The 18,577-nt window shown below is 66.5% G+C and carries 15 protein-coding genes and 2 pseudogenes; 6 read left to right on the top strand and 11 right to left on the bottom strand.

The features are described from left to right. Positions 1-78: 78 nt before the first annotated feature. From KAK03_RS19185 to czcI, 6 genes and pseudogenes are all read right to left on the bottom strand, one after another. Positions 79-564 (bottom strand): annotated as a pseudogene (locus KAK03_RS19185) (cation diffusion facilitator family transporter); the annotation flags it as partial. Positions 565-610: 46 nt separating this feature from the next. Continuing rightward, positions 611-946 (bottom strand): P-II family nitrogen regulator, encoded by a 336-nt coding sequence (locus KAK03_RS19180; protein ID WP_210856298.1) that lies wholly within the window; start codon positions 944-946, stop codon positions 611-613. Continuing rightward, positions 943-4,071, bottom strand: a complete 3,129-nt coding sequence (locus tag KAK03_RS19175) for an efflux RND transporter permease subunit (RefSeq protein WP_210856296.1) — start codon at positions 4,069-4,071, stop codon at positions 943-945. The genes KAK03_RS19180 and KAK03_RS19175 overlap by 4 nt, the downstream gene beginning before the upstream one ends. Before the next feature lie 15 nt (positions 4,072-4,086). Beyond that, entirely contained in the window at positions 4,087-5,289 is a 1,203-nt protein-coding gene (locus KAK03_RS19170; RefSeq protein WP_210856294.1) for an efflux RND transporter periplasmic adaptor subunit, read from the bottom strand. Beyond that, positions 5,286-6,602: a TolC family protein gene (locus KAK03_RS19165; RefSeq protein WP_210856292.1), complete on the bottom strand. Its 1,317-nt coding sequence runs from the start codon at positions 6,600-6,602 to the stop codon at positions 5,286-5,288. The genes KAK03_RS19170 and KAK03_RS19165 overlap by 4 nt, the downstream gene beginning before the upstream one ends. 99 nt (positions 6,603-6,701) lie before the next feature. After that, the gene (gene czcI, locus KAK03_RS25525) at positions 6,702-7,061 is read right to left on the bottom strand and encodes a cation efflux protein, CzcI family (protein WP_369691117.1); all 360 of its coding nucleotides are present in this window, start codon (positions 7,059-7,061) and stop codon (positions 6,702-6,704) included. Positions 7,062-7,318: 257 nt separating this feature from the next. Here czcI and KAK03_RS25100 point away from each other — a divergent pair. Then, positions 7,319-7,506, top strand: a pseudogene (locus KAK03_RS25100) (transposase domain-containing protein); the annotation flags it as partial. Between the two features lie 26 nt (positions 7,507-7,532). Further along, the gene (locus tag KAK03_RS19160) at positions 7,533-8,012 is read left to right on the top strand and encodes a hypothetical protein (RefSeq protein ID WP_231637970.1); all 480 of its coding nucleotides are present in this window, start codon (positions 7,533-7,535) and stop codon (positions 8,010-8,012) included. 395 nt (positions 8,013-8,407) lie between these two features. Here KAK03_RS19160 and KAK03_RS19155 read toward each other — a convergent pair whose 3' ends face one another. Then, the gene (locus KAK03_RS19155) at positions 8,408-8,665 is read right to left on the bottom strand and encodes a heavy-metal-associated domain-containing protein (RefSeq protein ID WP_054018337.1); all 258 of its coding nucleotides are present in this window, start codon (positions 8,663-8,665) and stop codon (positions 8,408-8,410) included. A gap of 181 nt (positions 8,666-8,846) precedes the next feature. On the opposite strand from KAK03_RS19155, the gene KAK03_RS19150 reads away from it, so the two are divergent. Together KAK03_RS19150 and cueR are read left to right on the top strand one after the other, a co-directional pair. Then, entirely contained in the window at positions 8,847-11,306 is a 2,460-nt protein-coding gene (locus KAK03_RS19150) for a heavy metal translocating P-type ATPase (RefSeq protein ID WP_210856291.1), read from the top strand. A 2-nt stretch (positions 11,307-11,308) separates the two neighbouring features. Further along, positions 11,309-11,794, top strand: coding sequence for a Cu(I)-responsive transcriptional regulator (gene cueR / locus KAK03_RS19145; protein WP_210856321.1), 486 nt, complete (start codon positions 11,309-11,311; stop codon positions 11,792-11,794). 316 nt (positions 11,795-12,110) lie between these two features. On the opposite strand, the gene KAK03_RS19140 is transcribed toward cueR, so the two are convergent. Next, complete coding sequence (locus KAK03_RS19140; RefSeq protein WP_210856289.1) at positions 12,111-12,482, bottom strand: DUF4148 domain-containing protein; 372 nt, start codon at positions 12,480-12,482, stop codon at positions 12,111-12,113. A gap of 42 nt (positions 12,483-12,524) precedes the next feature. Between KAK03_RS19140 and KAK03_RS19135 the strand changes: the two genes are divergently transcribed. Both KAK03_RS19135 and KAK03_RS19130 read left to right on the top strand, forming a co-directional pair. After that, positions 12,525-13,211, top strand: a complete 687-nt coding sequence (locus KAK03_RS19135) for a heavy metal response regulator transcription factor (protein ID WP_054018431.1) — start codon at positions 12,525-12,527, stop codon at positions 13,209-13,211. Continuing rightward, positions 13,208-14,578: a heavy metal sensor histidine kinase gene (locus KAK03_RS19130; RefSeq protein ID WP_210856287.1), complete on the top strand. Its 1,371-nt coding sequence runs from the start codon at positions 13,208-13,210 to the stop codon at positions 14,576-14,578. Before KAK03_RS19135 ends, KAK03_RS19130 begins: the two co-directional genes overlap by 4 nt. On the opposite strand, the gene KAK03_RS19125 is transcribed toward KAK03_RS19130, so the two are convergent. From KAK03_RS19125 to KAK03_RS19115, 3 genes are read right to left on the bottom strand one after another with little or no spacing between them, the layout of a single operon-like run. Then, positions 14,532-15,980: a heavy metal sensor histidine kinase gene (locus tag KAK03_RS19125; protein ID WP_210856285.1), complete on the bottom strand. Its 1,449-nt coding sequence runs from the start codon at positions 15,978-15,980 to the stop codon at positions 14,532-14,534. The genes KAK03_RS19130 and KAK03_RS19125 overlap by 47 nt on opposite strands. Continuing rightward, positions 15,980-16,678, bottom strand: a complete 699-nt coding sequence (locus tag KAK03_RS19120) for a heavy metal response regulator transcription factor (RefSeq protein WP_210856283.1) — start codon at positions 16,676-16,678, stop codon at positions 15,980-15,982. Before KAK03_RS19120 ends, KAK03_RS19125 begins: the two co-directional genes overlap by 1 nt. 49 nt (positions 16,679-16,727) lie before the next feature. Continuing rightward, entirely contained in the window at positions 16,728-18,422 is a 1,695-nt protein-coding gene (locus KAK03_RS19115; protein ID WP_210856281.1) for an SEL1-like repeat protein, read from the bottom strand. Between the last annotated feature and the right edge of the window lie 155 nt (positions 18,423-18,577).

Genomic DNA, 18,577 nt, shown 5'->3' with positions numbered 1-18,577 from the left:
TCCGAGGTCGCTGCTTCATCGCAACACTCCTTCCGCCAGGCGGTCATAGTGTGTTGCATCGATCGGTTGAATCCGCCATCCCAGCATGTCGCTCCACACCTCGAGATAGGCACCCTTCACGTTCAGGCTGGCGTCCTTGCCCGAACGCAGCATCCACATGCTCGCGAGATTCACCACCAGCCCGAGCGCTGCCACCACCAGCACAGTGGTCGTCTGCACCTCCTCGGGCTGGCGCCAGCGCTGCCACGCTTCGAAGAGTATGTAGCCGGCGACGCCGAACAACAGCAGCGCATTGAAGGCCGCTGCCAGGATCTCGAAGCGGTGATAGCCAAAGGTCCGACGCTGATCCGCAGGCCGGCGGGCAATCCTGATGGCCGCCAACGCGATCGCGAGCGCAGCCACATCGGTGAACATGTGCGCGGCATCGGACAGCAGCGCAAGGCTGTTCAGGACGACGCCCCCCACGACCTCGGCGATGAGGAAGGCCGAGGTCAGCACCAATGCCCAGCGCAGCGAGCGCTCCTTGGTCGTCGCCGGCAAGGCGTGGTCGTGCCCCGCGCTCATCGCCCAACCCTCTCGCGCGGCCGAGCCGGACAGACTTGCTGTCGAGTCATCGGATCGGCTCGGCCGAAGCAATGTCCATCACGTAAATCCAGCCGGCCACGGCCGACCCGGTCCTCGCCGTGCGCCGGATGACGTCCACCAGCGCGGGGACATCTTCGTCGTGGCAATGCAGCTCGACCTTGTACTCGTTGATGATCTCTTCACCGAGTTCCAGCGAGTAGTGACGCTCGGCATCGTCCAGGGGCACGAGTGACCCCTTCACCACGTAGACCGCCAGGTTGTGTTCGTCGTGATTCGGATCGCCCCAGACCGTCGAGCCCTTCAGCCCGGCGATGACGTCGACGATGCGGCTGGCGTGGACGTAGGCCTTGATTTCCTTCATGGTGTCGCTCCTTCGACGGCGGGAACCGGCTGGGGCTGTCGGCGGCGCTCGGCACGCAGTTCAGCCCACTCGTAGATCAAGGGAAGCAGCAGCAGCGTCAGCGCCGTCGAGGTGATCAGGCCTCCGACGACGACGGTCGCCAACGGCCGCTGGGTCTCGGCGCCGACGCCGGTGGACAGCAGCATGGGGATCAAGCCGAGGATGGCCACCGACGCCGTCATCAGCACGGGCCGCAGCCGGAGCGCAGCCCCTTGCCGGACCGCCTCTCTCACCGACAGCCCGTGTCGTCGCTGATCGTTGAGGAACGAGACCAGCACGATGCCGTTCAGCATCGCGACCCCGAAGACCGCGATGAATCCGATTGCCGACGGGACCGAGACGTACTGTCCTGTGACGAACAGGCCGATGATGCCGCCGATGATCGCGAAGGGCACGTTGGCGATGATGATCGTCGCGTGCCGCAGCGAATTGAACGCGGTGTACAGCAAGAGGAAGATCAGCCCGATCGTCAGCGGAACGATCAGGGCCAGACGGGCCAGCGCGCGCTGCTGGTTCTCGAAGGCGCCGCCCCACTCGACCCAGTAGCCCGCCGGCATCTGCACCGCTTCCTTGAGCTTCGCGTCAGCCTCCTTCACGAAGCTGTCGACATCGCGGCCCTTGACGTCCATCTGCAGCACGGCATAACGCTGCAGGGCCTCGCGACGCACGAACGAATACCCTTCGTCGAGCTCCAGCGTGGCCACCTGCGAGAAGGGTACGAGCGCTCCCTCGGCGGTGCGGATCGGGATGGAGCCGATGGCCTCCGGATCGGCCCGGAAGCCGTCGGCCAGGCGTACGGCGATGTCGAAGCGCTTGGTGCCATCGATGAGCGTGGACACGGCGCTGCCGCCAATGCCGGCCTGCACGACCTCCAGGATCTCGTCGGCATTGATGCCGTAGCGCGAGGCCGCTTCGCGGTTGACCTTGATGACGAGCTGAGGCTTGCCCTTGTTGGCCTCGGCTGACAGGTCGGTGACGCCTGGCACCTTCTCCAGCACGCTCTTGGCTTGCGCCGTCAGGCGGTCCAGGGTCTCCAGATCCTCGCCGTACAACTTCAGCGCCAGCGTGGCGCGCACCCCCGAGATGAGCTCTTCCACCCGCATCTGGATCGGCTGCGTGGCACCGAAGACGGAAGTCGGGACGACCTTCTCCAGGTCCTCCTGCATCTGCGATGCCAGCGCCGAGTAGGTCGTCTTCTCCGGCCACTCGGCCTGCGGCTTCATGTCGACCAGCACTTCCATGTAGTTCACGTCCGCGGTCTCGCCCTTCTCGGCGCGGCCGATCGTGGCGAGCACGGAGCGAACCTGCGGGTACTTCGTGCGCAGGGTGGTGTCGACCGCCTGGGACACCTGCAGCGATTCGTCCAGCGAGGTCGACGGGATGCCAGTGACGCGGAACATGATGGCCCCCTCCTGAAGCTGCGGCATGAACTCCTTGCCGAGCAAGGGGAACAGGGCCAGCGTGCCGACGAGCAGCACGAGTGCCGTGCCGATCACGCGCTTTTTGCGCTCCAGCGCCCAGTCCAGCAGCGGTACATAGGCCTTCTTGGCCCAGCGAACGAGAAAAGTGTCCTTCTCTTCCTTGGGCTTGAGGATCAATGCGGCCAGCACCGGCACGAGCGTCAGCGACAGGACCAGCGAGCCGGCCATCGCGAACGTGATGGTCAGGGCCATCGGCTTGAACAGCTTGCCCTCGAGGCCGGTCAGGGAGAAGAGCGGCAGGAACACGACGATGATGATCAGGATCGCAAATGCGATCGGGTTGACCACCTCGCGCGCGGCTTCCAGCATCACGTGCGTCTTGTTGATCGGCTTGCCGGACTCGCGCGCATGCGAGAGCAGCCGGAACGCGTTCTCGACCATGACCACGGCGCCGTCCACCATCATCCCGGTGCCGATCGCCAGCCCGGCGAGCGACATGAGGTTGGCCGACAGCCCGAAGCGCTGCATCAGGATGAAGGCGATCAGCATCGACAGGGGCAGCGTGACGATCACGACGATGGCGGACCGGAACTCCCCCAGGAAGAGGAACAGGATCACCGCCACCAGGATCGCGCCCTCGACCAGGGAGCTCTCTGCGGTCTTCAGTGCCTTCTCGACAATCTCGGTCCGGTCGTAGATCGGCTTGAGCGTCACGCCCTTGGGCAGCGCGGCCTGCGCGATGGCGAGCTTGGCCTTAACGGCGTCGACCACGGTCTTGGCGTTCTCGTTGACGCGCGACAGCGCCATGCCCAGCACGGCTTCCTTGCCGTCGCGGGTGACGGCACCGAAGCGCGGTGCCGGCGCCTCGACGACCTTGGCCACGTCGCGCACGCGGATCGGCGCACCGCCGCGTTCGGCGACCACGATGCCGCCGATGTCCGTCACATTGCTCACCAGGCCCAGGCCGCGCACCAGGTACTGCTCGCGGCCCAGATTGATGGACTGCCCGCCGACCTGCTTGTTGTTGGCCGTCAGCGCTTCCATCACCTGCTTGAACGACAGCTTGTACTTGACGAGTGCGTTCGGATCGATCTGCACCTGGAACTGCTTCTCGTCGCCACCCCAGGTAATGATGTCGTCCACACCGGGCGCCGTGCGCAGGATCAGCCTGACAGTCCAGTCGTGCAGTGTCCGCAGGTCCATGCTGGACAGGTTCTTGTCCGCCGACTCGACCGTGTACCAGAAGACCTGGCCCAGCCCGGAGCTGTTCGGGCCGAGAACGGGTTCGCCGTAGCCCTGGGGCAATCGGCCCTTCACGTCCTGCAGTTTCTCGCCGACGAGGCGGCGCGCGAAGTAGATGTCGACGTCGTCATCGAAGTAGACGCCGACATAGGACAGGCCGAAGAGCGAAACGGACCGCACCTCCTGAACGCCGGGCAGGCCGGCGAGGGCGCCTTCGATCGGGGCCGTGAGCAGTTTCTCGACGTCTTCGGCTGCAAGGCCGGGTGACTCGGTGTAGACGTTGACCTGGATGGGCGTGACGTCCGGGAAGGCATCGACCGGGACCTGACGAAACGCCTGCACCCCGAGACCGATGACGATCAGGAAGGCGACGATGACCAGGACCTTGTATCGAAGCGAGGCATCGACAATGGCGTTGAGCATGATGGGTGATCTTTCTCAGTGGCCTTCGCCGATTTGCGACTTCAGCAGCCGCGCCTTCAGGGCGTACGCCCCTTCGGCAACCACCTGCTCACCGGCCTTGACTCCGGCCTTGACCACCGTGCGTCCGCCGACCTTGTCCCCGGGTTCGATGGCCCTCGGCTCGAAGCCGCCGCCTTCGGCCACGAACACCGTGGGCTGCCCTTGCAGCAGCAGAATCGCCGCGCTGGGCACCGACAGCGCCGGCGCACGCGCCGCACCGGTCTCGATCGTGGCGCTGGCGAACATCTCCGGCTTCAGCCGGCCGTCCTTGTTGGGGACCTCGATGCGTGCGGGCGTCGTGCGGCTGTCCTTGTCGAGCATGCTGGCGACGTAGGTCACGCGACCGGAGAAGCGCTCGTTCGGGTAGGCATTGACGGTGACCGTTGCCGCGGCGCCGACCTTCACGCGCGCGAGCTTGTCCTCGGTCAGATCGGCCTCGATCCAGACCGTCGAGAGGTCGGCCACGGAGAACAGCGGTTCCGCAGGAGAACCCAGTTCGCCGATCGTGGCCTTCTTCTGGACCACTGTTCCGGCCAGGGGCGCGGTGAGCGCGAACGTCGATGCGGCACGCTCCGTGTGCGACGCGGTGCCTCCCAACAGGCGCAACTTGTCCTCCGCTGCGTGGAGGTCGGCGTTTGCCGTCTCCAGCGATGACTTGGCGCGCAGGAGTTCGCGTTGCGGGATGATCTCGTCCTTGGCCAGCGACTCCGCACGGGCGTAGTCGGCCTGCGCGACGCGCTGTGCCGATCGCGCCCGCTCCAGGGCAGACTGTGCTTCGCCAAGGGCCAGGCTGTCGAGGACGGCCAGCACCTGACCGGCCTTGACGGTGTCACCCAGCTTCGCGGTGACCTGCACGATGCGCCCTTCGACGCGCGGCGCCACGCGGGCTACGCGATCCTGGTTCGGACGGATCGTCGCGGTGACGGTCACCGAGTCGGCGAAACCCTGCTCAGCGAGCTTCTCGAGCTTGATGCCGGCACGCTGCGCTTCTTCGGCCGACAGCTTCAGCCCGCCTTCCTCCTTGTGCCCTCCCTCGGGAGCGGAAGCGGCCTTCTCGGCGGACTTGGCCTCGGCGGATTTCTCGCCGCCGCCACAGGCGGTCAGGGCGCCTGCCAGAGCGAGGGCCAGCGTCGTCAGCACCAGCGACGCGGATGAGCCGTGCGGTTTCGAGTTCTTCATGGTTGGGTTCCTTCTTGCGGCCAGCCGGCCGCGAGTTCGAGGGCAATGCGGGTGCTCTGGTAGTCGGCGAGCGCGTCGATCAGGTCGCGCCTGGCATCCAGGGATTGCCGGCTGACGACGATCAGTTCGAGCAGGCCGATCTGTCCCGCTTGTTGCGACTTGATGGAGAGTTGCTGGTTGTCCGCCAGGGCAGGAAGCACGGACTCTTGCAGCCGGCGAATCCGATCCTCGAGGCTTGCCAGCCGCGCCCACAGCGAACTGACGCTTGCGCGGGCATCGCGCTGCGCCGCCTGCCGCTCGATCTGGACCTGCGTGAGCTCGGTCTGGGCTGCGCCGATGCCTGCGGAATTGCGCTTGAACAGCGGCAAGGGAACGGACAGGGTCAAGGTCGTCAAGCGTTCGCGCGCCGCCCCGGGCCCCTCGCGACCGACGTTCAGCCCTACGGTCACGTCCGGGTAGGTGCTGGCCCGTTCGAGCTTCAGCCGCGCGGCGGCACTGGTCTCGCGCGCGGCCAGAGCGCCGGCGCGTGGCTGGTTGTCGGCGCTTGCAAGCAGGGCGTCGAGGGAGTAACCGGCGCGCTGCGCCGAGAGTTCACCTGTCGCCATCGGCAGGCTCCCGGGCGGCAGTTGCAATTGCTTGGCCAACTCGGCGCGTGCTTCGAGCAGTTGCTCTTGAATCTGGGCCAGCTGATTGCGCGCGCGCTCGGCTTCGACGCGAGCGACGTTGGCGTCGAGCCGCGTGTCCTCGCCCGCCTGCCGTCTTCGCTGCACCGCCACGGCCGTGTCATCGAACAGCTTCAGTGCCTGCGTCTCCGTGTCGGCCCGCTGCTGCAGCGCGAGCACGCGCGTGTGTCGCTCGGCCACCTCCGCGCGGACGTGGCGGCGGACGTCGGCGATCTCCAGCCGCAGGGCGGTCAGCGCAGCACTGGTGGCTTCGCGACGGTAGGACGGCTGTCCGCCCACCTCGAAGGTCTGGGACAGACCCGCGCCCCACTCGCTGCGGCGTTCCGACCCGGTGGTCGAAGGCACGGATCGTCGCGTCTGGTCGACGGACAACTGCGGGTTGTTGTAGAGCCACGCGCCTGCGTCGGCACGCTGCCCTTCGGCCGCCGACAGCTCAGCCATCTTCAATCGCAGCGTCGGGCTTGCCGCCTCGGCCAGCGCAAGGGCCTCCGCCAGGCTCAGACGCTGCTGCGCCTGAGTCGGTGCGGTTTCCGGGGGGAGGACGCCAGGCTTTTGCGCCGGGACTTGCGCCTGCCCGATGTTGGACAGGCAGAGCAGGGAACCGGCAAGGGCCAGCGACTTCGTTCGCATCGAATTCTCCAGGTTGCTATGAACAACAAAGCGGAAGAATTCGGCGAGGCGTCAGTCGCTAGGGGGCAAACTCAATGGATGTGACAGTCCCTCGCCGAATCAGGCGGCGAGGAGCCATTTGGGGCGTTCGATCCGGCCAGGGCGACCGGAATCCGGAAGAAGAAGCGTGGGCAGCGCCAGGACAGAGGACCGGATCGCAGCAACCGAAGCGGTCTGACTGGCACAGGGTTGCACGCAACCCAGGTGACAAAACGCACAGTCAAGGTCGTCTGCAAGCACCGAGGCCTTCTTGGCAGCGGACCCTGAATCGGACTCGGCCTTCGCCTGGTGCTGATGGCTGTGGTGCCCGAAGTGCCCTGAACTCGGAGCCTGCTCGTGGCCGCAGTACGTCGCTGCCGCACCCCAGGCAAACTGGAGAGGCAGGACGGACAACAAAAACAGAAGGATCAAGCGACGCACGGGCGGAGTTTAGCGGACGTGGACGGAACCCTGCTAGCCGAGCCTCGTGGCGGACATTCCGGTGGAAGTCAAACGCCCGCTTGGCGCGACATGTTGCCGGTTCCAGTGGAGCGACGTCCCGCCGCATCGGCCGCCGCTGCCAACGTCATCTGCTTCATCGTCATCCCCCGCATCCTGCGTCGCTAGCTTCAACGCACACAGTTACAAAGCCGAGGACTTGATCAGCGATTCCCTAATGCACAGATGAACGTGACGCCAAGAACTGGCTGTTCGCTGGCAGCGCGCTGGCCGGGCAGCGCGCGGCTGTGGTAATGAGCCTGGTGCAGTCGGCCAAGCTCAACGGCCTGGATCCCGGGTCTACCTGCGCGACGTTCTGGCGCGCATCCACACGCACCCCAGCCACCGGCTGGAAGAACTGCTGCCGCTTCGCTGGCGGCCGGCCTGACGATTGGGACGCTCACGCAGTGGGTGGTGATCGAGGCCGACGTCGCCGTGCGCCGCATGAGCCACGACCAGAAGGTGCGCCTGGCCGACGAGATCTACGCCCAGCAGCCCAACACGCTCGCCGCGTTCCTGGCGCTGCCGGGGATGGGGGTGGACATGGCGCAGTTGGAGGTCGCGCTGCACATCCCGTTCGTGACCTTCCAGGCGATGAAGCTCAGCGGCCACCAGTGGCCGCTGGTCACCGAGGACATCCAGGACGGCTGCCTGCAGCGCCTGACGGCGCGTGCGCGCTTCAACGAAGGGCTGCCGCAGGAACTGGCGACCAAGCTCGTCGAGCAGTTCCACACCGAGCACGCCGAGCGCTACCTGCTGGCCTTCGTCTACAGCTGGCTCGACGAGCACGACCTGATGGCTGTGCGCACCGAGGCAGAGAAGTATCTGATGATGGCCGCGCTCAACCTGGTGGAATGCGTCGCCTTCGTCGGGGCGGTCAAGCCGACTCGATAGGCAGCGGGTCAGGCCGCCCGTCAATATGTGATGGCCGGACGCTCACCGAGACGGCGCATGTCGAGAGTTTATCGGCAACTGGATGCGAAACTGAAACGAGGCCACTTCGGGCGGCAAGATGTGGATTTGAAACCCTGTAGCAAGTGCAGAGTCAATCGCGCTCCCTGCGCGATGGGGCTGCTCGGCCACGAGCCCTGCTTCGCCCGATGCTAGCCAGGGGCACTCGGGTCACCCGGCGCCACTGAGTGCCGGGAGCGCGCCGACATGCCAATCCAGTGATGTTTGCTCAAGCGTCTCTTCTTCCATCGCAGTGAGCTGTTGCCGGGCAAATTGCGCGACGCAGCTTGGGCCTCTCCACTGCAGCACGCGTTGTATGCAAATCGGTTCTGGCGGCGTCAGTGGCAACTACCGCAGCACAAGCCCGTCGGCTTGCCGGGAGTGGCCGAACCGGCCTGCACGGGCACCGGCGTGTAGCCCGCGTCCTTGATGGCTTCGGCCAGTTCCTCGGCGTCGGCCGAGGCCGGCTCCACCTGCACACGGTGCGAGGCCAGGTCGATAGCGACTTTGGCGTCCTTGTCCGTGGCCTTCAACGCCTTGGTGATGTTGCTGACGCAGTGGCCGCAGGTCATGTCGTTGACTTCGAAGGTGATCATCGCTATCTCCAGTGGGGTCGTGTTGCTGACGGGCATACTGTTGACCTTTCCATCGTTGTAAGGTCAAGCGATGATCTGGAGAGACCCCTCTAGCTGCAGGCAGAAGCCAACGATACTCTTGACCTTTCCATTGTTGGAACCTTGACGATGCGTAGACACTGAACGGCATATCGAGGCACTCATGAGCACCGCTGCACTGTCCAACCCACTCGGAATCAAGCTCCAGGTCACCGGGATGACCTGCGCCTCGTGTGTCACGCGCGTCGAGAAGACGCTCAAGGCGGTTCCGGGAGTCAAGGAGGCGAGCGTCAACCTGGCGACGGAGGAGGCGTCTGTCAACGCCGATCCCTCCGTGACGGCGGACTCGCTGGCAGCGGCCGTTCGCAAGGCCGGCTACGACGTTGCCATCACAGAAACAACGCTGCTGGTGGAGGGCATGACCTGTGCGTCCTGCGTCGCGCGGGTGGAGAAGGCGCTCCGCAAGGTACCCGGCGTCTCCGGCGCCACCGTCAACCTGGCGACCGAGAAGGCGACCATCCAGGCGCTTTCGACCGTGCCGGTTTCGGCGCTGAAGGCGGCCATCGAGAAGGCGGGCTACGCGGCGAAGGACGTTCAGCACGACAGGCCGCCGCCAGCCACTCGGCTGCCGGTCTGGTGGCCAGTGGCGGCAAGCGCTGTGCTGACCTTGCCACTGGTCGCTCCGATGCTGCTGTCGCTCTTCGGCATCGAGTGGATGCTCAGCGGCTGGGCACAACTGGCACTGGCGACGCCAGTTCAGTTCTGGCTGGGTTGGCGCTTCTACCGGGCCGGCTGGAAGGCCGTGCTCGCCAAGACCGGCAACATGGACCTGCTGGTGGCGCTGGGCACCTCCGCGGCCTACGGACTGTCCGTCTACCTGCTCTTCAAGCACGCCGGGCACGGCATGCCGCACCTGTACTTCGAGGCCTCTGCGGCCGTCATCACGCTGGTCTTGTTGGGCAAGTGGCTCGAGCACCGGGCCAAGCGGCAGACCGCCGACGCCATCCGCGCGTTGAACGCGTTGCGACCGACCACCGCCCGGGTCCGCCGAGACGGCGCGGAAGTCGACATTCCGGTGGAGCAGGTCGTCGTGGGTGACCTCGTCGTCGTCCGGCCGGGTGACCGCGTCGCCGTCGACGGTGAAATCGTCGAGGGGCGCAGCCACGTCGACGAGTCGCTCATCACCGGCGAGAGCCTCCCAGTGCCCAAGGCCCCCGGAGACAAGGTCACCGGCGGCGCCATCAACGCCGAAGGCGCGCTGACCGTTCGCACGACCGCCATCGGCGCGGAGACGACGCTGGCTCGCATCATCCGGATGGTCGAGTCGGCTCAGGCGGCAAAAGCACCCATCCAGCGCATCGTGGACCGCGTGAGCGCGGTGTTCGTCCCGGTCGTCCTCGGCATCGCGCTGGCCACCTTCCTCGGTTGGACGGTCTTCACGGGGGACTGGGAACACGCGCTCATCAACGCGGTGGCCGTGCTGGTCATCGCGTGCCCCTGTGCGCTGGGTCTGGCGACGCCGACGGCCATCATGGCCGGCACCGGGGTCGCCGCGCGACACGGCATCCTCATCAAGGACGCCGAAGCCCTGGAGATCGCGCATGCAGTCACCGCGGTCGCCTTCGACAAGACCGGTACGCTCACCGAAGGCAAGCCTTCGCTCGTGGCCGTGGCGGCGGCCGACGGATCGAGTCGTGACGAGGTACTGCGACTTGCGGCCGCGCTCCAGAAGTCGAGCAGCCATCCGCTGGCGATGGCGGTCATGGACAAGGTGCGCGAGGAGCGACTGCCGGTCCCAGAGGCTCACGATGCGAAGGCACTTCCCGGTCGCGGTGTCGAAGGCACTGTTCGAGGCCAGAAACTGGCCCTCGGCAGCACGCGCATGTTGCGCGAGCTCCAATTGAACGAGGGCGATCTGCTGGCCGACGCTCAACGGCTCGAGCGGCAGGGCAAGACGGTCTCGTGGCTGGTCGGGTCGGATGGCAACCAGTGGCGCCTGCTGGGCTTGCTGGCGTTCGGCGACACCATCAAGCACACCGCCGCTGCAGCGGTGGCGCGGCTGCATCAACTGGGCATCAAGACCGTCATGCTGACCGGGGACAACCGCGGGGCGGCAGAAGCCGTCGCGAAGGAACTCGGCATCGACGAGGTTCGTGCCGAAGTCCTGCCCAGTGACAAGGCGGCCGTGGTGAAGGAACTCCGCGATGCGGGCGCCGTGGTCGCGTTCGTCGGCGATGGCCTGAACGACGGCCCCGCACTCGCCGCAGCGTCCGTGTCGTACGCGATGGCAGGTGGCGCGGACGTGGCGACCGAGACCGCCGGCATCACGCTCATGCGCGGCGACCCGAGGCTCGTGGCGGACTCGCTGGACGTCTCGCGCCGCACCTACTCCAAGATCAAGCAGGGCTTGTTCTGGGCCTTCGGCTACAACGTACTGGGCATCCCGCTGGCCGCGCTGGGCATGCTGAATCCCGTCATCGCGGGAGCGGCGATGGCCTTCAGCAGCGTGAGCGTCGTGGTCAATGCATTGACGTTGCGGCGCTGGCACGGTGCCGCTGACGCGCCGGCCGCGCGGCGCCCGAAGCATTCCCAATCCGTGGCCGTGTCAGGGAGCCCCAGATGAGCATGAACATCGGCGAAGCAGCGAAGGCCTCGGGCGTTTCGGCGAAGATGATTCGCCACTACGAGAGCGTCGGGTTGTTTCCGGAAGCGGCGCGAACCGAGTCCGGCTACCGCCAGTACACGGACAAGGAAGTCAGCACGCTGCGCTTCGTCCGACAGTCGCGCGATCTGGGTTTCTCCATCGAGCAGATCCGCGAGTTGCTTGGACTGTGGCAGGACCGCATGCGCCCCAGCCGACAAGTGCGCGCGCTGGCGCAGGCTCACATCGAAGAGCTGGACGAGAAGCTCAAGGAACTCCAGTCCATGAAGGCGACGCTCGAGCACCTCGTGCATTGCTGCCATGGTGACGACCGGCCCGATTGCCCGATCATTGACTCGCTGGCGCAGGAACGACGGGGGCAGGAGAAGAGCCCTACGGCGGCGACCGGACTCGGACACCGCAGGACGACGGGGCTGCAAGTGGGACGGCGAGCGCGCCAGAGCGCTTGACCGTGGGTACCTTGGCTTGGCCAGAGGGACTCGGCTGTCGCTGAATCCTCATGCGATGGCTACAGAACTCGCGTAGACGGTCAACGCACTGGGATCCGCTTCGAATCGCTTGGCCCCGGCCTCGACATCGAGGCCGGGAGTCGACTCCGAGGTGCAGACGATCGGACGCTTTCGGGCGTTTCGATAGCAGTAGGGGCCGCCGCGCCGGCCGACATCTGAGTTCGTACTGGCGCAACCCAGGAGCACCAGCGACCTCGCCGATGCCGCAAGCGCCAGGACGTGCCGGCGTGTGGTCACGGCGCAGCCCCAGCCGAGCTTACGGGCGCTTGTCTGCGTCGGGCTTGGCGGTCGCCACGGGTTCGTTCGAGCACCAGCCGCGATTGCTGGTCCGGCAGCGCCACGTGCCGTCGCGCATCGCCTTCTCGACCTCCGCGCGGACCTGCTCTCGCGTGAGCGCCGCGGGCCGGGTCGATTCGGTCGTGTTGGCAGTGCCGGGCGCGCCCTGGGCCATCTGGTGTTGGGCCGCTGCAAAGAGCGGGGAGCCGGCCATGACGGCGGCGGCCGCAAGCGCGCGGGTGGCTGTGAAGATGGTATTTCTACGCATGGTGAACCTCGTGAGTTGTTGATGAATGCGAGGCTTCACTCTATGGACCGCGTGCTGACCAGATGCGGACTGGAAGATGACCAAGTCGTAATCGAGGAGACGCGACGGCTAGTGGAGAATCTGCCCATGAAAATTCTCGTGATCGAAGACGAGGTCCGCTTGGCGGAGTACCTGCGAAAGGGCCTGTCAGAGAGCGGCTACGTGGTCGACCTGGCTCACGACGGCATCGACGGACTCCATCTCGCCGTCGAGGGCACGTACGACCTGATCGTCCTCGACGTGATGTTGCCGGGACGGGACGGCTTCGAGGTGCTCGCAGAGCTGCGTAGGCAGCGCAGGACGCCTGTCCTGATGCTGACGGCCCGCGACGCCGTCGAAGACAAGGTCAAGGGGCTGACCGGTGGCGCAGATGACTACCTCGTCAAGCCGTTCTCGTTTTCCGAGTTGTCGGCGCGGGTCCAGGCCCTGTTGCGCCGCGGCGGGGGAGATCGGGAGGGGCAGCTTCCCACCAGCCTCCGGCTGGCGGATCTGGAGGTCGACCTGGCACGCCGCAAGGCGACACGGGCCGGCAAGCGGCTCGAACTCACCCCGAAGGAGTTCAATCTCCTCGTGCTTCTTCTGCGTCGGCGCGGAGAGGTCCTGTCGCGCACCGTGATGGCGGAACAGGTGTGGGACATCAACTTCGACAGCGACACGAACGTTGTCGAGGTAGCGGTGCGCCGGCTGCGCGCGAAGCTGGACGAGCCGTTCGAGTTCAAGCTGATCCACACGGTCCGCGGCATGGGCTACGTGATGGAGGAGCGGCAGGAGTGAGGTGGCGCGTCGTCGCCGCTGGTGATCAATCCCTCGGGACTCGTCTGTCCCGGTGGCTGGCGCTGCAGGGGTTGGTCGCTGCGCTTGCGGTGTCCGGAACGGTGTACGCCGTCAACCTGTGGGTCCTGCAGAACCGCCAGCACGAGGAACTGGCGCTGAAGAGCGCGGTTGTCCGCCATGCGCTTGCCGAGGCGGCTGGGACATCCGCAGCGGAAGAACTGCAGCACAAGCTGAAGGACTTCCTGGCGGGCCATGAGGACATGACGCTGTCCATCACGTCGCCCGAAGGAGTTGTTCTCTTCCGTGCCCCACCGCCCGCCGGGGATGACGACGGGGGTTCGAACCGCCGTTTCAAGCAGAGCTCCTGGGATGACACATGGCTCGCGGGCACCGGCGGCGGTGTCCGGGTCGTCTTGGGATTGGATGTCACCCGCGACCAGGATCTGCTCCAGCGCCTCGGCTGGATCCTGCTGGCAGCCTCCCTGGTCGGAGCGGGTCTGGTCAGCGTGACGGGGTACCTGCTGGTCCGCAGGGGCCTCCTGCCAGTGCACGCCCTGGCCGCCCAAGTGGATGCCGTCGCTCTGGGACGAGCGGGGCTGCGGCTGGACGGAGCGGGGCAGCCACTCGAGCTCCGGCCGCTGGTCGATCGCTTCAACGCGTTGCTGGTGCGGGTCGAGCGCGCATACGCGCAGTTGGAGGGCTTCAATGCCGACGTTGCGCACGAACTTCGGACACCGCTGACCACATTGATCGGGTCGAGCGAACTGGCGTTGCAGCGCAACCGTCCCGCTGCCGAACTGCAGGACGTGATCGCCGCAAACCTGGAAGACCTGAGGCGGCTCGCGATCATCGTCAACGACATGCTGTTTCTTTCGCATGCGGATCGCGGCGCGTCCGCGCGCCGCGCACCGGTCACGAGCCTCGCCGCCGAGCTCGGCGAGATCATCGAGTACCACGAGGCCGCGCTTCAGGAGCGAAGCTTGTCGGCGGTTTGCGAAGGGGATGCGACGGGTGCGTTCGACGTGTCACTCCTGCGTCGCGCGCTGTCCAACCTGTTGAGCAACGCGACTCGCTACGCGAAGACCGGCTCGACGATAAAGGTTCGGATCGCGTCGAACGCAGGCAGGGTGCGGATCGCGGTGGAGAACGAGGGCAGTTCGATCGAGCAGGAGCACCTGCCGCGATTGTTTGACCGCTTCTACAGGGCTGAGCGATCCCGGCGCCAGGCGGGGACGTCGAACCATGGGTTGGGCCTGGCCATCGTCGCTGCCATCGCCAGAATGCACCAAGGCGAACCGTTCGCCAGGTCGGCGGATGGCGTCACAGCGATCGGGCTGGACGTGCCGTCGAGTTCGGCGGCGGCATAGCGGGCGCAGTCCCGACGACGGCAACGCCCTCGACCGGGTCCACGCTCGAGGGGGTGTCTCCGGCCGGAAGCGTCAATCCGACACGATTGGCCTGGCCGAAGCGTTCGACGAAGACAGTCCCGCCGTGCATCCGTGCGACGGCCGCGACGATGGCCAATCCCAGGCCGTGGCCCGCTTGCCCTCGTGAGCGCGAGGAGTCTGCACGATAGAAGCGGTCGAACATCTGGGCTCGGACCGGCGCCGGTATCTCGATTCCGGGGTTGAGGACACTCAGCGCGACGAGCCCGTGGTCCGGCTCGATGAGGACCTGAATCGTGTCCCCGGCTCGGCTGTGGCGGATGGCGTTGGTGAGTAGATTCACGAGGGCGCGCAGCACGAGCGGAGGGTTGCACACCGCCGTGGCGTCGCCGGAGCGTTCCGCGGCCACGCCCGCTTCCTGCAGCAATGCGTCGCAGTAGCGGATGGCCTTGTCCGCCTCGGACCCGAGCGCGACATCTTCCAGTCCCTCCGCCCGGTCGCCGCGATCTGCGCGGGAGAGAAACAGCATGTCGTTGACCAGCGCGTTCAGGAGCTGCAGTTCCTCGAGATTCGACATCAGAACCTCGCGCAGGTCCTCGCGAGATCTTGGCGACGACAGCGTGACCTGCGTGCCCGTGACCAAGGAAGCCAGGGGCGTCCGCAGCTCGTGAGCCACGTTGGCATTGAAGGCCTGCAACTGCGCATAGGCGTCCTCGAGCCGGTCAAGCGCCTGGTTGAATGCGCGCACCAGCCCTGTCAGCTCGGCGCCTTCGGGAGGAACGGTCAAGCGCCGTCCCATGGAACTGGGCGTGATGTCGCTGGCTTCCGCCGAGAGCTGCGACACCGGCCTGAGGCAGCGACCGATGGCGACCCAACTCAGCAGCACGGTCGAGCCGACGCCCAAGGCACAGATCAGGACCAGCGTCGCGAGATGCGAACGGAGGAGCTCATCGCGGGGGCCGGACTCGATGGCCACGCGCAGCCGGCCGGCCGGCCACAACGATGCCGACGGCAGGGCCGTCTCCGTCACATCCGCGCGGGCGCCGTGCGCCGGCCGCGGCGGGACCGTCGTTCCGTTGGCGCTCGACGCGCCGTAGATCGCCGCACCCGCTTCGTCGAACAGCCACACGTGGAGGCCGTCGTGGCCGATGCGCAGGTCGTCGAGGTGATGAAACAAGGCTGCGCGATCGCCTGAACGATTGGCTTCGTCGATGAAGTGAAGGACGACGCTGACCTTGCCTGCCAACTTCATTCGGTCCGCATCGACCAATTCGGACTCGAGGGCCCGTTGCAGCAGCCAACCTGCAGTCGAGAAGACGACGAGTGCGACTACGCCAAGGCCGGCAGTCAGCCGGGCCGTGATCGAGGGATGGCGCCAGGTCATCACGCATCCGCGTCGTTGCCGCGTTCCAGTTCGAGGACGTAGCCCATCCCTCGAACCGTGTGGAGCAGCTTGACCGGGAACGGCTCGTCGAGCTTGGAGCGCAGGCGCCGTATCGCGACTTCCACCACGTTCGAGTCCCCGTCGAAGTTCATGTCCCAGACGAGTTCGGTGAGCACCGTGCGTGACATGACTTCACCGCGATGGCGAAGCAACACGGACAACAGCGTGTACTCCTGGGCCGTGAGATCCAGGCGCGTGCCGGCGCGAAACGCGCGTCGACGTATGGTGTCCAGTTCCAGGTCCCCGAGCACCATGCGGTCGGGTTCGTGGTGCGCACCTGCGGCACCGCGGCGCAGCACGGCCTGGATGCGCGCCAGCAGCTCTGTGAAGACAAACGGTTTGACCAAGTAGTCGTCGGCGCCGGCGCGCAGGCCTCGCACCCGGTCTTCCACGCTGTCAGCGGCGGTCAACATGATCACCGGCGTGTCCTTGTGCTGCCTGAGAGTCTCGAGCAGTGTGAAGCCATCGGCCCCAGGCAGCATGACGTCGAGCAGAAGCAGGTCGTAGCTTCCCTCCATCGCCATGTGGCGCCCGTCGATCCCATCGGTTGCGACATCGACGACGTAGCCGCTCTCGGCCAGCCCCCGACGCAGATGGCCTGCCAGCTTGGCGTTGTCTTCGACGACGAGGATTCGCATGGGAGGCTGCAGCGAGGCGCGTGAAGGGATGCGATGCCGACCGCCGTTCCTAGGCGGCCAGTGCCATGCGCAGAGGCTGCTGCGCATGGAAGGCCCACTTGGGTCCCTGTCGCAGGGTGTTGAGCGCCGTCGACCTGACTTTCGCGAAGAACAGGGATTCGTCGATGCCGGATCGCTCGAGGCAGTAGCGCAGACGGTGGGTGCGTTTGCGCCGGTCGCCCTCGATCGGGGACCCGTCCTGGCGCGACTGTTCGAAGAACCCAACGGACCGACGCAGGTTCTCGAGCGCCTGGGGCCGAAGTGCCGGGATGGCTCGAGGCGCCGCCAGCTTGGCCTGCGCAATCGACGGGTTGGGACCGACGACCAGCCCCCAGGGCCTGAGCCCTGCGACGATGTCGACGCTCATCGCTTCCAGCTTGGTCAGGCCGAAGTCCCGCGCCGTCCGCAGGCGGCAGGCCAGCCAAGGATCCTCGCGGCGTACGGCATCGATGGCCGCGTCTGCTTCGGCGTCGGATCCCGCAACCGGGAGCACCAGTGAGCCGAGCAACTGCGCTGCCAGCGCATCCTGCCGGCGCGCCGCCTGGTGAAGCCAATGGATGCCCTGCTCGGATTCGTGCACGGTGGTCGCTGACCGCAGGATCAGCGCGCCGAGGCGCCGCTGGGCGCAGAGTTCGCCCGCGAGCGCGGCCTTCTCGAGGAAGAACCGCGCCATCTGCGGATTGGAGACCGAGGAATGGTTGTCTGCATGAATGCGGTAGAGGACCATCCACGCCGCGCTTAATCCTGCATCGGCCGCACGGAGCAGAAGCGCGGCGCCTCTGCGCAGGTTCTGCCCCGTGGTCAGCAAGGACGCCGGCAGTGCGGGTGTATCGACCGCGCTCAGCGCGCGCCCGAGCAGCAACTCCGCGGTCGCATTGCCGCGACGGATGCAGTCTTCGAGAAGAGCCTCGACAGCGCCGTTCGCGCACGGGAGCCGCGGCTGCGCTTCGTCTTCCAAGCGGGCGATGGCGGAGCAAGCGGCATCCGCGAGTTCCGGCGTGATGGGCAGGCGCGCCGTCAGCGTGCCGCTCAGCACGCGCGCGATCTCCTCTGGATCGTCCGACTGGACCGCATTGCTCAGGGCCAGCGGTACCAGGCGAGCGAGGTCGATCCCCGGGGCCGCTTTCAAGGCATCCAGTACGTCGGCGGCCGCATTGGAGGGGCAGTTTTGCAGCGCATGCGCGGCTGCGCGTGCGCCGGCGTCGCCAGCGGCAGCGGCTGCGTCGAGCCACCGTGTCGTCTCGGCGGGATCGGCGTTCGTGAGAGCGCGCCACAGAGCGAGTTTCACCTGCGCCGATATCGACCCTCCGCGCGCCGCCTTTGCCAGCGGGAGCAGCAGCTTGCGGCGCACCAGTTCGTGCAGGGGCAGCGCCTCGGCGATCGTGCGAGCGGTTCGCTCGGAGGGCTCGAGCGACGGGTGCGCCAGGTACTCGAGCCCGGTGTCGGTGTGCTGCGGAAAGCCGTCGACGCCAAGCAGGTAGCGTCTGCCGACTTCGTACCGCGCTTCGAGGTCACCCTGCCGGGCACTGGCGAGCAGCTGGATGTCTTGTCTCCGCATGTCGTTGTCCTTTTCTTTCGGGCCCGCATGCGACGGCCCGAAAGACAACTCGTGAGGGTTGCTAGCAGGGCACACCACTTTGCGGTCCGAAAACGATAGGAACAAGCGACTGACAAAACACTTGCCGGAACATGACAGGCCGGTCATGTTGATGCTTGGGGCCTCTCCCCCAAGCCGCAGGGTGGTAGGCCTTGGCCCGTTCGGGCTCGACCGTGCCGGGCCGTTTGCGTGGCTGCTGTGCAAGCGGCTGTGGAAGGGCGGCGACGGATGTCCGCCGAACTGACGAGGGTCTGCTAGCCACC

The organism is Ideonella alba, from assembly GCF_018069845.1.
Classification (GTDB): domain Bacteria; phylum Pseudomonadota; class Gammaproteobacteria; order Burkholderiales; family Burkholderiaceae_C; genus Ideonella; species Ideonella alba.
Note: the sequence above shows the minus strand (reverse complement) of the source record. Positions and strands in the feature narration are given on the sequence as shown.